Consider the following 12,675-nt stretch of genomic DNA (forward strand, 5'->3'; position numbering starts at 1 on the left):
GTGGAATTGCCGCAATGCACCATAAAAGCGGCGCTTATGAATGCGCTGAAATCGCAGCGCCCTAGGTCACGGCCTCGGCCCTGCGCACGCATCCGCAATGCGCGCAGCCGCCGCGCACCGCCTTGTTCACTCCACCGTGAAATGCCCCAGCGCCGGGTCGCCGGTGGGGTAGCGCAGGTCCAGCTTTTGCAGCACGGCGCGCAGGATGCTGGCGATCATCAGGTTGCGGTGGGTCTTGGAATCTGCGGGCACGATGGTCCACGGTGCCCAGGGCGTATGCGTGGCGTTCAGCAGCGCGTCATACGCCTTGCGGTAGGCGCCCCACTGCTTGCGCACCGCGATGTCGCCCATGCTGAACTTCCAGTGCTTGGCCGGGTCGTCCAGGCGCTCTTGCAGGCGCTGGCGCTGCTCGTCAAAGCTGATGTGCAGCAGGAACTTGAGCACCACGGTGCCGGTCTCGCTGAGCATGCGCTCGAAGTCGTTGATGTGCCCCAGCCGCTGGCGTTGCTGCTCGGGCGTGATCCAGCCATTGGCTACAGGCACCAGCACGTCTTCGTAGTGGCTGCGGTTGAACACCGTGATGTCGCCCGCCTGCGGCACCTGCTGGTGAATACGCCACAGGTAGTCGCGCGCCAGTTCGGCCTCGGTGGGCGCCTTCCAGCCCACCGCGTGCACGCCCAGCGCGCTCATGCGGCCAAACACGCCGCGGATGGTGCCGTCCTTGCCCGAGGTGTCGGTGCCTTGCAGCACCACCAGCAGCTTGTGCCGGCGGTCGGCGTAGAACAGGTTTTGCAGCGCATCCAGATCCTCGGCCAGGGCCTCCACAGCGACCTTGTCCTGCAACTTGCTGCCTTGCGACCAGGGCTTGGCCGCGGGGTCGATATCGTCGAGCGAAAACGATTTGCGGCCGGTGGGCTGCCATGCCGTCCACCGCGGCGACAGGGCCTGGTCGCAGGCGGCAAACAGTGCGGCATTGGCGTGCGGGTTGTCGGGCATGGTGTTCCTTGCAATGGGTGGCTGGCCGGGTGCATCAGCGTACGCCATGGACTCGCAGCGAATCCAAGCTGCCCCAGGTTTCCGTCATTCGGATCGAAAGCGGCACGCAACTGTCAATTCACAGTGCTCTCGAGAACCCTGCTTCATCGCACGTGTAAAGTATTTGCCCCAGGGACCCTCTGCACGAATCGGTTCTGGCTGGGCCATATCGATGTCCGAAGTAAACAGCACCTGCTTTCAAGAATTGGGCACGCCTAGAGAGCCTCTGCACGAATCAGCGCGCCGTGTGCATCTGCGGTCTCGGGCGGTCTGCAGCGTTGCAAATACTCGCAATAGCTGCGGCTATTGCTGCGTTTTGCGCCTTGCGGCCCATCCCGATCCGCAGCGCTCACTTACCGCTTGGTTCGTGCACAGGCTCCCCAGCAGGCGCTGTGCGAGGGCATTTGCCCGGTTTCGCGGGGCATCCGCGCCTTGAAGGCGCACCTGTCCCCTACAGGTCAGCAGTTTGTGCCTTGCCATCCACAGGTTGACAGCGCAAACAGCCTGACGATCTGCGCCGTGTTTTTCTTGAGCCCACGGTAGCGCACCTTCACATACCCAAATTGCTGCTTGAGCACTCAGAACGTGTGCTCCACCCTGGCCCGGATGCTGGCCTTGGTCCGTTCAAGTTGGTCGATCAGCGGATCCACAGGCTTGTCTTTGTCCAGAGCCCGGCGCAACCCCGGGCGCATGGCCACATGCCAGCGTACGTTCTTGTTGGGATCGGACCGCCTGTCCATCCCTTGGTAGCCAGCGTCACCAAACGCATCCCATTGCACAACGCGGCCGTGATCTGTCTGTAGCCGTAGCATCGTTTGTGCTCGTCATGGACAGTGCGGATCCTCGCCTCCATGGCGCTGTGCTGGTCAGCATGCGTGCAGAACTCGGCCCGAGACGCACCGAAATTGGCCTCACGTCGGCATTGCAGCCTTTGCCAAACAAAGGGTATCCACCAGTAGATTCGACTTTGGGATTCGTTAACGTATGCGTTAATAAATTCGCAAGAGCGATCTTCCCGGCCCAGATAGATACGCCACTGTCGAGGCTCGGTTCAAACCTTGGTCGCCCGGAATGTGTACTTGCCACCCGATCGGGTGGCAAGTACACCGCCGACTGTTGGGTGTGCTTGGCACAAGTTCTGCCTGACAGTACCGAAATTTTTTTAACAGGAGCCATGCCGGACGGGCTTACAGCGCGTCCCTAAGGTCAATTTAAATGAATAAAACCCTTGTCCCCGGTCGATCTGTATGCACTCTCGCATTCTTCCTCGTGCTTGCTGGTTGCGGGGGGGGCGACGGGACAGACAAGCCCCCAGTTTTAGCGCCTTCCCCAGCGCCTACTCCGACTCCGGCTCCGGCTCCGGCTCCGGCTCCGGCTCCGGCTCCGGCTCCGGCTCCGGCTCCGGCTCCGGCTCCGGCTCCGACTCCGACTCCGACTCCGACTCCGACTCCGACTCCGACTCCGACTCCGACTCCGACTCCGGCTCCGGCTCCGGCTCCGGCTCCGGCTCCGGCTCCGGCTCCCGGGCAGCCGAGCCCCGTAGAAAGCACCTACCCCAAAAATGGCGGCCCTGACATCAATCCGATGAAAGGCTGGAATGCCTCATGGTGGAATGACTACAGCGAGTCTTCAGTGGGCTTCCAGTATGTTCCCTGGAAAGATTTTGAACCTGCAGACGAGCAGTTCTCGAAGGCTGCTGTAGAGGGAATAATCAACCGGCCTGGTTCGCGCGGTCGTCACGTTGTGCTGCGTCTTTATTGCGAATGGGATGGTGTCGCAGAAACCGCTTGTCCTTCTTGGCTTCAAGGAAAGGGTGTGCCGCGCTTGGTAAGCGACGACGGTAAACGGATATTTGACTTTAACAATTCGGTTTTCCTTTCGGAGGCAGAAAATGCAATCAAGGCCTTCGCGGGAATGTATGACAACGATCCGCGAGCGTTCGCTGTGCAGCTCGGGCTTCTGGGTTATTGGGGCGAGTGGCACACATTCGGGTTCAAGGTGGGCTCGAAGAATTATGAAATATCCGATGCATCGCGCACCAAAATATTGAGCGCGTATAAATCAAACTTCAAGAATGCCAAAATAGTGGGCCGATACCCCTGGCAAAATGTTTTAAATCAGGCTGCCGACATCGGATTTCATAACGACTATTTTGTTCCAGGCAATGGGCACAGTCTTGAGTTTGACAAGTCCATAAAAGATGGCCTCAAATGGCTTCAAGGTCCCATCGGTGGGGAAGCGCCGCCCCGAGACGCTACACAACAGGCTCAAGAATCCGTGCTCATGTACACAACAGATACGGGCCGGAAAATGTTGGACGATGGTCACTACAGCACCATGGCTCCAGGCTATCGAAAAACCAGTGGCCAGCAGTACTATGCGGAATACATGGCAATGCACAAGAGGATGGGTTATAACTTCCAGATCAAGTCAGCCACATTCGCTCGCAGCCTTTCCACAAGTCAGCGTTTGAATGTCTCGCTCGCTGTGGAAAATATCGGTGTCGCACCGATGTACTATCCATGGCAAGTGCAATTTGCGTTGTTGCGTAATGATGATAGCGTGGTGACGATATTCAAGTCTGCTTTCGATCCGCGCACTCTCCGGGAAGGCAGCGCAGCGGATTTGACGGCCGGCCTTGATGTGAACAGCTTTTCACGCGGGCAATATCGACTGGGCGTCCGGATTATCCAGCCGCGATCGGACATGCCAGAGGCTGCAGGGTGGTTGCTGAATGCCCGAAATGCCTACGTCGTCTTTTCAAACGACTTGCCGGTCATATCCGGACGTTGGGACTCCAGCGTCGGGCTGAATGGCGGTTGGGCGGTACTTGGCGACTTAGAGATCCGTTGAGCCATGATGCGATGCTTCATGCCACCGGCGCAGGGACATGGTGTACCGGGCATGTAGGAAATCCATGCGCGCGTGCTTGGGTCGCACCCCGGTCCACTGTGAGGGGCACCGGTTGGTACGCCCCTACTCATTGTGGGCTTTATGACAAGGGCCATGCTGCCGGTTTGTTTGCGCAGCTCCTGTCTCGCACTGGCTGAACGTTCAGTTCAATGCGGCTCGACAACTGCGCCCACGGTCCCATCAATCATTCTCGTTGGAACGATCCGCCGTCGTATCCTTCATCAGCGCCACAAAACGCCGTGCCCCCAGCCCCAGCGGCCGCTCCTTGGACCACACCACGTCCACCCACAGCGCGGTACCGTTGCTCAGGTTCTCAAACGGCATCTCCACCAGCCGGCCTGATTCGATGCGCGGCTGCACCAGCGCGCGGGGCTGCCAGCCCCAGCCCAGCCCGGCTTCGATCAGGCCCAGGGCGGCCAGGTGGTTGTCGGTGCGCCAGTGGTGGCGGGCAAACACAAAGCGCGGGTCGGTCTGCGCCAGGTCGCGGCTGGCCACCACGATCTGGCGCGTGGTGGTGAGGTGCTCCTCGCGCAGCATGGCGCTGGCGGGTGCTTCGCCGCGTGCTTGGGCGGCTGCACGCGCCGCAGCCAGCACGGGGTGGTCGGGCGCCATCACGGCCACCAGGGTTTCGGTGCCCACTTCCTGAAAGCCTTCGCGCCCGTCGATGCTGGGCCGCTCGAACACCAGCGCCAGCTGCGCGCGGCCGCTGTGCAGCAGGGCCAGCGCATCGACCTGCGGTGCGGCCAGCACCTCCACTTGCAGCAGCGGGTATTCGTGCGCCAGCGCGGCCAGCGGTGCTGTCCAGCGGGCGGCCAGCAGCTCGGGCGCAATGGCCAGGGTCAGGCGTTCCTCCAGGCCTTGCGTGAGCGCCAGCGCCTGGGCATTGAGCTGCCGCAGCTGCCCGGCCAGCAGGCGGGCCTGGGGCTCCAGAGCGCGCGCGGCCGCCGTTGGCCGTGGCTCGCGTCCGCTGCGGTCAAACAGCTGCACCGCCAGCTCGGCCTCCAGGTGCGCAATGGTCATGCTCACGGCCGAGGGCACGCGCGACAACGCCCGTGCTGCCCCGGAAAACGAGCCGTGGTCGAGCGCCGCCAGAAATACCTGCACGCTGTCGGATGAAAAAGCCAAGGCCACGTCCTGTCAGTAAAGCTGAAACAAGCTGACTTTATATATCAGCTGCACGCACATAAAGTCGGCCGCATGTCTGCCACTTCTTTTGCCGAACCCTTGTTTCTGAGCCTGCAGGGCCCCTGGCGCCGCGTGATCTACGTCACCCTGTACGAACTCATTGCCATCGCCGCCGCCACACTGGGGCTGGCAGCGCTCACGGGGCAGGGTGCCGGGCATTCCGGCGTGGTGGCGGTGGCGGCATCGGCCATCGCCGTGGTGTGGAACCTGCTGTTCAACTGGGCTTTCGAGCGCTGGGAGGCCCGCCAGGTGGTGCGGGGCCGCAGCGTGCGCCGCCGCATCGCTCACGCCATCGGGTTTGAGGGGGGGCTGGTGTTCACGCTGGTGCCGCTGTTTGCCTGGTGGTTCGACGTGAGCCTGTGGCAGGCCTTTGTGATGGACCTGGCGCTGATCGTGTTCTTCCTTTGCTACACGTTTGTCTTCAACTGGGGGTTCGACCGGGTGTTCGGCTTGCCGGCCTCGGCGCAGGGCGGCTGATCGCCGTCCACTGCATTAGCTATTGAAATAATAGCAACACAGGCAATTAAAAACTGGACTCCGAGCCGATTTCGCCTGAAATCATGCCTGCAGCAGCTGTCCGGCGATGGCGGCGGCTGCCGTGCGTGTTTCCACCCCCAGCTTTTCAAAAATGTGCTCCAGGTGCTTGTTCACCGTGCGCGGGCTCATGCCCAGGATGTCGGCGATGTCGCGGTTGGTCTTGCCCTTGCTGATCCACGACAGCACCTCGGTTTCGCGGGGCGTCAGTGCCACCTGCTGCAGGTGGCGCGGCGCGGCGGCCTCGGCGGCGGCCTGGCTCAGCAGCAGCATCGATTCGGCCAGGCCGCTGGCGCCCAGGTGGCGGGCCAGCAGCTGGCGGCCGTCGGGCAGGGCCAGCGTCTGGCCGCCGGTACTTTGAGCGCGGTTGAGCCACGCGGCCGCCGCGTCCTGCGGCGCGGGCTCGGCGGCAAAAGCGGCCTCCAGCCAGCGCAGCGCCTGGGGTGATCGCCAGGCCACGCGGCCCTGGCCGTCCAGCACCACCACGCCCAGCCCGGCCACATCTACCGCCTCGCGGGCCAGCCGCGTGGCCTGCGCGTTGCGCACATGCGTGGCCAGCCGCGCCAGCACTTCCGGGATGCGCAGCGGCTTGACGACATAGTCCACCCCGCCGCTGGCAAAGCCCTGCAGGATCTGCTCGGTGTCGGACAGCCCGGTCATGAACACCACAGGCACGTGCGACCACGGCGGCGTGGCCTTGAGCTGGCGGCACAGCGCAAAGCCGTCCATGCCCGGCATCACGGCATCGAGAAGCACGCCGTCGGGCACGGTGATGTCAAAGCGCTGCAGGGCCTCGTCGGCGTCGCGCGCGGCCAGCACGGCGTAGCCCTCTGCGGCGAGCGCGTCGCACAGCATGCGCAGGGTGTCCAGCGCGTCGTCCACCACCAGGATCACGCGTTGCTGTGGCTGAGGCGGCTGGGGTGGCAGGGGGGTCGGCAGCGCCCCCGCCAGGGCGCTATTCGGGGTGGCATGGAAGGGGGCGGGCATAAGGCTCCTTCAGGCGTCCGCCGCGTGTGATCCGCGCAGCTGCGCGGCCAGGGCGTCAAAGTCGAAACGGTCGGCGCAGCCCTGCAGCAGCGCCAGGCTGGTAGCGTGACGGGGCAGCTCGGCGCGTGCGCTGCGCAGCCGCTCGCGCAAGGCAGCGGCCTGGCCCGAGCGCGCCAGCCGGGTCAGGTCTTCGCGCAGGTCGTCGGGCAGGGTGGCCACGCTGTCATGCGGGTCGGGCGGGGCGGCCCCCGCGGCAGCGGCAGCCGCCAGGGGCGTGTTGTCCCGCACCCATTCCAGCTGCAGCGCCTGTTCCAGCGCCAGCAGCAGTTCTGATTCGATCACCGGCTTGCCCACAAATCCCTGGCATTGCTGGGCTGCCAGGCGTGCCGCCTCGTGCTCGAACAGGTTGGCCGACACGAACACGATGGGCAGCTCGGATGCGGGCCGCAGTTCGCGCAGCAGCGCGGCGGTCTGCCAGCCATCGAGGTCGTCCATGCTGATGTCGAGCAGCACCAGGTCGGGTGGTGTCTGGCGCACGATCTCCAGGCACTCGCGGCCGCTGGCCGCCTCGCGCACATCAAAGCCCAGCGGCACCAGCAGCCCGGCCAGCAGCTGGCGCTGCAGGGGCTGGTCGTCCACCACCAGCAGCGTGCGGCGTGGCGCCAGGTAGCCAATCACCGAGCGCAGCGCAGCCCGGCTGGGGGTGGTCCAGTTCGGGTCGGCGGCAATGCCCGGCAGGTACAGCCGCACGGTGAAGGTGCTGCCTTGCCCGGGCGTGCTTGTCAGCGTGAGCTGGCCGCCCATCAGCTCGGTCAGCAGGTGCGTGATGGTCAGGCCCAGGCCTGTGCCTGCCTCGCTGGCGCGGCGCCCCGCGCTGCCGCGCTCGAACGGCACGAAGATGCGTTCCAGGTCCTGCGGCTCGATGCCGATGCCGGTGTCGATGACTTCGATGCGCGAGACATGCTGCCGGAAATCCATGCGCAGCCGCACCTCGCCGCGATCGGTAAAGCGCACGGCATTGGACAGCAGGTTGATCAGGATCTGCCGCAGCCGCTTGGCATCGGCGCGGATCCAGCCAGGCATGGTGCCCAGCGTCTCCACCGCAAAGCGCAGGCCCTTGGCCTGGGCCTGCGGGCGCAGCATGGCCTCGATGTTCTCGATCAGGTCGGGCAGCGGCAGCGGGGCCAGGTCCAGCCGCAGGCGCCCCGCCTCGATGCGGGCCAGCTCCAGCGAACCGTCGATGAGCGCGTGCATGTGCAGGCCGCTGTGCTGCATGGTCGAGAGCGTCTCGCGCAGCCAGCCTTCGGTCTGCGGGTTCTTGAGCAGGATCTGCGTGTAGCCCAGGATGCTGTTGAGCGGCGAGCGCAGCTCGTGCGTCATGCCCGCCACGTAGCGCGTCTTGGCCTGGCTGGCCGATTCGGCCTGGTCCTTGGCGGCCTGCAGCTCCGCGTCGGTGCGCTTGTGGGCAGCGATCTCCTGCAGCAGCAGCTGCGTCTGCCGCTCGGATTCGTCCTGCGCCATGCGGCGGCTGTCGGTGCTCAGCACCACCCACCAGGCGCACACTGCAGCCAGCAGGGTGAGCAGCGCAAACACCTTCAAAAACGGCATCTGCAGCAGCTGCGCCTGCACCTGCCGCGATTCCTGCACGTACACCACGGCGACCAGGAACGCCATCACCGCGCACAGCGACAGCATCACCACCAGGTATTGCCCCCAGCGAAAGTTGAACCTTGCCGCCCAGCGCGGTGGCAGCACCGCCATGACCACGCTGCGCAGCTGGTCGGCCGCACGCGAGCCGGTCTTGCAGCGGTCATGGCAGCGCGACTCCAGCGAGCAGCACAGCGAGCAGATCGGCGCGGCATACGCCGGGCAGCCCGCCATGTCTTCCGACTCGAACTGGTTCTCGCACACCGCGCAGCGCACCATCTCGCCGGGCTTCCAGGTGGTGTCGGGCGTGCGCGCCAGGTAGTAGCGCCCCCGGGTCAGCCATGCCAGCAGGGGCGCCAGCACCATCGACAGCCCCAGCGCGATGAAGGCCGAGAACGCTGCCGCCACCTCGCCCAGCAGGCCCGCATACGCACAGCAGGCCACCAGCGCTGCCAGCAGCATGGCGCCCAGGCCTACGGGGTTGAAGTCGTACAGGTGCGCCCGGCGGAACTCGATGCCCTTGGGCGACAAGCCCAGCGGCTTGTTGATGACGAGGTCGGCCACCAGCGCGCCCACCCAGGCAATGGCCACGTTGCTGTAGACGGCCAGCACTTTCTCCAGTGCGCCAAACACGCCCAGCGTCATCAGCAGCGTGGCAATCAGCACGTTGAACACCAGCCAGACCACGCGGCCCGGGTGGCTGCGCGTGATGCGCGCAAACACGTTGGACCACGCCAGCGAGCCCGCATACGCATTGGTGATGTTGATCTTGATCTGCGAGACCACCACGAACACCACCGTGACCGCCACCGCCAGCCCGGGCAGCCCCAGCGCCTGCATGACCTGCTGAAACCCGGCCAGAAACATCTGCGTGGGCTCGGCCGCGCGGTGCACGCCCACCTCGAACTGCAGCGCTGCAAACGCCAGAAAGGCGCCGCCCGCCATCTTGAGCATGCCCATCACGATCCAGCCGGGGCCGGCCACCAGCACCGCACCCCACCAGCGCACGCGGTTGGCGGCCGTGCGCTCGGGCAGAAAGCGCAAAAAGTCCACCTGCTCGCCGATCTGCACCACCAGCGAGAAGATCACCGCCGCTGCTGCACCAAACATGAGCGCGTCGAACTGGCTGCTGCCCGAGCGCAGGCCCGACAGCCCGGCAAAGTCGCGGTACAGCTGCGGCTGGGCCAGTGCAATCCAGACAAAGGGCAGCACCAGCAGGAACAGCCACAGCGGCTGTGTCCAGCTCTGCAGGCGCGAGATCAGGGTGATGCCGCGCATGGCCATGGGCAGGATGACCAGCGACGAAACGATGTAGCACCACTCCAGCGGCCAGTCCACCACCATTTGCAGGGCCAGCGCCATGATGGCCGCCTCGAGCGCAAAGAAGATGAAGGTGAACACCGCGTAGATCAGCGACGTGATGGTGGAGCCCAGGTAGCCAAAGCCCGCGCCGCGCGTGAGCAGATCCATGTCGAGCCCGTAGCGCGCTGCGTAGTAGGCAATGGGCAGACCGGTCAGAAAGATCACCAGCCCCACCGTGAGGATGGCCCACATCGCGTTGCTGAACCCGTAGTTCAGCGCAATGGCGCCGCCGATGGCCTCCAGCGCCAGGAACGACAGCGAGCCAAACGCCGTGTTCGCCACGCGGAATTCGCTCCAGCGCCGGAAGGCCTTGGGCGTGTAGCGCAGCGCGTAGTCCTCCATCGTCTCGTCGGCCACCCACGCGTTGTATTCGCGGCGGAACCGGAAGATGGTCTGCGTCGCGCTCGGTGCGGGGGCGGGTTGCGGTGGGGCCATGGGGGGCTTCAAGCAAGAAGCGTTCTTGGGGCGGTGGGCTGCCTTGCGGCGCGTGTGCAGCGTAGCCCCGCAGCGCGTACGCAGGCCTACGTTAATTGACGTATGGGCGGCTGTGCGGGTTGTCCCTAACCTTCATCCCACAGCGCACCACAGCGCTTGGCCCCTGTCCCTTCATTCACCCCGATCCCGCAAGGAGCGTCACCATGAGCCACCCCACCGATCCCCGCCACGGCGGTCCTGTCCACGCCGAACCCGGCCGCCGCCGCCTGCTGCAGGCGCTGGGCGCTGCCTCGGTGGCGGGCCTGCCCACCTGGTCGTTCGGCCAGCCCACCGCGCAGGTCAACACCACCAAGCTGGCCGTGACCGACACCGAAGTCACCGTGGGGCAGTTGCACTCGGCCACCGGCACCATGGCGATCTCGGAGACGGGCTCCATCCAGGCCGAGCAGCTGGCCATCGACCAGATCAACGCCATGGGCGGCATCCTGGGCCGCAAGATCAAGGTCATCAAGGAAGACGGCGCGTCCGACTGGCCCACGTTTGCCGAGAAGTCCAAGAAGCTGCTCATCAACGACCGCTGCGCCGCCGTGTTCGGCTGCTGGACCAGCGCCTCGCGCAAAGCCGTTTTGCCCATCTTCGAGAAGGAAAACGGCCTGCTGTACTACCCCACGTTCTATGAAGGTCTGGAGCAGTCCAAGAACGTGATCTACACCGGCCAGGAAGCCACGCAGCAGATCCTGTACAGCCTGGAATGGGCCAAGACCGAGAAGAAGGCCAAGAGCTTCTTCCTCATCGGCTCGGACTACATCTGGCCCCGCACCTCGATGAAGATCGCCCGCAAGCACATCGAGAACTTCCAGAAGGGCAAGGTCGTGGGCGAGGAGTACTACCCGCTGGGCAGCACCAACTTCGGCTCGCTGATGAACAAGATCAAGGTGCAAAAGCCCGACTGCCTGTTTGTGGCGGTGGTGGGCGGCTCCAACGTGGCGTTCTACAAGGCGCTCAAGGCCGCGGGCATCACGGGCGACAAGCAGCTGCTGGTCACGCTGTCGGTGACCGAGGACGAGATGACCGGCGTGGGCGGCGAAAACTTTGCGGGCTTCTACTCGTCGATGAAGTACTTCCAGTCGCTCGACAACGAGAACAACAAGAAGTTTGTGGCCGCCTTCAAGGCCAAGTACGGCAAGGATGCCGTGATTGGCGACGTGACGCAGGCGGCCTACCTGGGCCCCTGGCTGTGGAAGGCCGCGGTGGAAAAAGCCAAGAGCTTTGACGTGGACAAGGTGGTGGCCGCATCGCCCGGCATCGAGCTGACTACGGCGCCCGAAGGCTACGTCAAGGTGGACGCCAACCACCACCTGTGGAGCAAGTCGCGCATTGCCGTGGGCATGCCGGACGCCACGTTCAAGGTGGTGTCGGAGTCGCCGCAGCTGATCAAGCCGGATCCGTTTCCCAAGGGATATCAGTAAGCACCCCCTGAGCGGCTTGCGCCGCTTCCCCATCTCTCGCTGCGCGGGAGGGGGACGACACCCTCGGTGCGGGGCGGCCCTTCCTCGGTGTCCCTCGCAAAGGCACGCCCCATGGCGCCGCCGTCCATCTTCCATCGCCGCACCACTCAGGAGCTGCCCATGACCTTTTCCGAAATGATGAACATCGGCCTGATGCAGGGCTTTGCGGGCCTGAGCCTGTTTGCAGTGCTGCTGCTCATGGGCCTGGGGTTGGCCATCATCTTCGGGCAGATGGGCGTGATCAACATGGCGCATGGCGAGTTCATGACCATTGGCGCCTACACCATCTACCTGGGCTCCACGTTGGCGGCCGACTTGGCCCCGCAGATGCTGCCGTACTACTTTCCGCTGGCCATCGTCGCGGCCTTCGGCATTGCCTTTGCCGCGGGCTGGCTGGTGGAGTGGGGCCTGATCCGCCACCTGTACAAGCGCCCGCTCGACACGCTGCTGGCCACCTGGGGCATCAGCCTGGCGCTGCAGCAGTCGTTTCGCACCTTCATCGGCCCCAAGGAAGTCAGCCCCACGCTGCCCGACTGGCTGATGGGCTCGTGGGCACCCGCAGAGGGGCTGGACATCCCCATCAACGGCATGTTCGTGCTGGGGCTCACGGCGGTGGTCACCTGCGGCGTGCTGCTGGCGCTGCACAAGAGCCGCTGGGGGCTGCGCGTGCGGGCCACGGTCAGCAACCGCGTCATGGCTAACGCCATCGGCATCGACACGAAGAAGACCGACCGGCTCACCTTCGCCATCGGCTGCGGCATTGCGGGTGTGGCGGGCGCTGCGTTCACCACCATCGGCTCCACCGGGCCCACCAGCGGCTCGCTGTACATCGTCGACGCCTTCCTGGTGGTCACCTTCGGCGGTGCCGCCAGCCTGCTGGGCACTGTGGTCTCGGCCTTCGGCATTGCGCAGACGCAGTCGATCACCGAGTTTTTCCTGGCGGGGTCCATGGCCAAGGTGATCACGCTGTCGCTGATCGTACTGATCCTGATGGTGCGTCCACAAGGACTCTTTGCATCAAAGGTCCGCCGATGACATCCGCACACCCGACCATTTCCAACGCGCTCAA

General features: G+C 64.7%; 8 protein-coding genes and 2 pseudogenes. 4 read left to right on the top strand and 6 right to left on the bottom strand.

Annotated features, from left to right (window positions below):
• Positions 1 to 126 precede the first annotated feature (126 nt).
• The 3 genes and pseudogenes from ACTPOI_RS03120 to ACTPOI_RS03130 all read right to left on the bottom strand — a co-directional run.
• Complete coding sequence (locus ACTPOI_RS03120) at positions 127 to 996, bottom strand: PPK2 family polyphosphate kinase (protein WP_440106310.1); 870 nt, start codon at positions 994 to 996, stop codon at positions 127 to 129.
• A gap of 474 nt (positions 997 to 1,470) precedes the next feature.
• Positions 1,471 to 1,808 (bottom strand): annotated as a pseudogene (locus tag ACTPOI_RS03125) (transposase); the annotation flags it as partial.
• A 35-nt stretch (positions 1,809 to 1,843) separates the two neighbouring features.
• Positions 1,844 to 1,888: pseudogene (locus tag ACTPOI_RS03130) on the bottom strand (hypothetical protein); the annotation flags it as partial.
• 731 nt (positions 1,889 to 2,619) lie between these two features.
• Between ACTPOI_RS03130 and ACTPOI_RS03135 the strand changes: the two are divergent.
• Positions 2,620 to 3,888: a DUF4832 domain-containing protein gene (locus ACTPOI_RS03135; protein WP_440106312.1), complete on the top strand. Its 1,269-nt coding sequence runs from the start codon at positions 2,620 to 2,622 to the stop codon at positions 3,886 to 3,888.
• Between the two features lie 240 nt (positions 3,889 to 4,128).
• Here the strand turns inward: ACTPOI_RS03135 and ACTPOI_RS03140 are convergent, their stop codons facing one another.
• The gene (locus ACTPOI_RS03140) at positions 4,129 to 5,073 is read right to left on the bottom strand and encodes a LysR family transcriptional regulator (protein WP_440106314.1); all 945 of its coding nucleotides are present in this window, start codon (positions 5,071 to 5,073) and stop codon (positions 4,129 to 4,131) included.
• 72 nt (positions 5,074 to 5,145) lie between these two features.
• On the opposite strand from ACTPOI_RS03140, the gene ACTPOI_RS03145 reads away from it, so the two are divergent.
• A complete protein-coding gene (locus ACTPOI_RS03145; RefSeq protein ID WP_440106316.1) occupies positions 5,146 to 5,610 on the top strand; it encodes a PACE efflux transporter in 465 nt (154 codons plus the stop codon).
• A gap of 81 nt (positions 5,611 to 5,691) precedes the next feature.
• On the opposite strand, the gene ACTPOI_RS03150 is transcribed toward ACTPOI_RS03145, so the two are convergent.
• Both ACTPOI_RS03150 and ACTPOI_RS03155 read right to left on the bottom strand, forming a co-directional pair.
• Positions 5,692 to 6,654: a response regulator gene (locus tag ACTPOI_RS03150; protein ID WP_440106318.1), complete on the bottom strand. Its 963-nt coding sequence runs from the start codon at positions 6,652 to 6,654 to the stop codon at positions 5,692 to 5,694.
• Positions 6,655 to 6,663: 9 nt separating this feature from the next.
• Complete coding sequence (locus tag ACTPOI_RS03155) at positions 6,664 to 10,098, bottom strand: hybrid sensor histidine kinase/response regulator (protein ID WP_440106320.1); 3,435 nt, start codon at positions 10,096 to 10,098, stop codon at positions 6,664 to 6,666.
• Between the two features lie 203 nt (positions 10,099 to 10,301).
• Here ACTPOI_RS03155 and urtA point away from each other — a divergent pair, with 203 nt between their 5' ends.
• Complete coding sequence (gene urtA, locus ACTPOI_RS03160; RefSeq protein ID WP_440106322.1) at positions 10,302 to 11,567, top strand: urea ABC transporter substrate-binding protein; 1,266 nt, start codon at positions 10,302 to 10,304, stop codon at positions 11,565 to 11,567.
• Positions 11,568 to 11,726: 159 nt separating this feature from the next.
• Positions 11,727 to 12,641 carry an urea ABC transporter permease subunit UrtB gene (gene urtB, locus ACTPOI_RS03165; protein ID WP_440106324.1) on the top strand — a complete coding sequence of 305 codons (915 nt, stop codon included), beginning with the start codon at positions 11,727 to 11,729 and terminating at the stop codon, positions 12,639 to 12,641.
• Positions 12,642 to 12,675 lie beyond the last annotated feature (34 nt).

It is taken from the genome of Acidovorax sp. BL-A-41-H1 (assembly GCF_051942715.1).

Bases quoted from the DNA above. Each gene is read 5' to 3' on its own strand.
- ACTPOI_RS03120 (WP_440106310.1), bottom strand. From the start codon at position 996: ATGCCCGACAACCCGCACGCCAATGCCGCACTGTTTGCCGCCTGCGAC.
- ACTPOI_RS03135 (WP_440106312.1), top strand. From the start codon at position 2,620: ATGAAAGGCTGGAATGCCTCATGGTGGAATGACTACAGCGAGTCTTCA.
- ACTPOI_RS03145 (WP_440106316.1), top strand. From the start codon at position 5,146: ATGTCTGCCACTTCTTTTGCCGAACCCTTGTTTCTGAGCCTGCAGGGC.
- ACTPOI_RS03150 (WP_440106318.1), bottom strand. From the start codon at position 6,654: ATGCCCGCCCCCTTCCATGCCACCCCGAATAGCGCCCTGGCGGGGGCG.
- ACTPOI_RS03155 (WP_440106320.1), bottom strand. From the start codon at position 10,098: ATGGCCCCACCGCAACCCGCCCCCGCACCGAGCGCGACGCAGACCATC.
- urtA (WP_440106322.1), top strand. From the start codon at position 10,302: ATGAGCCACCCCACCGATCCCCGCCACGGCGGTCCTGTCCACGCCGAA.
- urtB (WP_440106324.1), top strand. From the start codon at position 11,727: ATGACCTTTTCCGAAATGATGAACATCGGCCTGATGCAGGGCTTTGCG.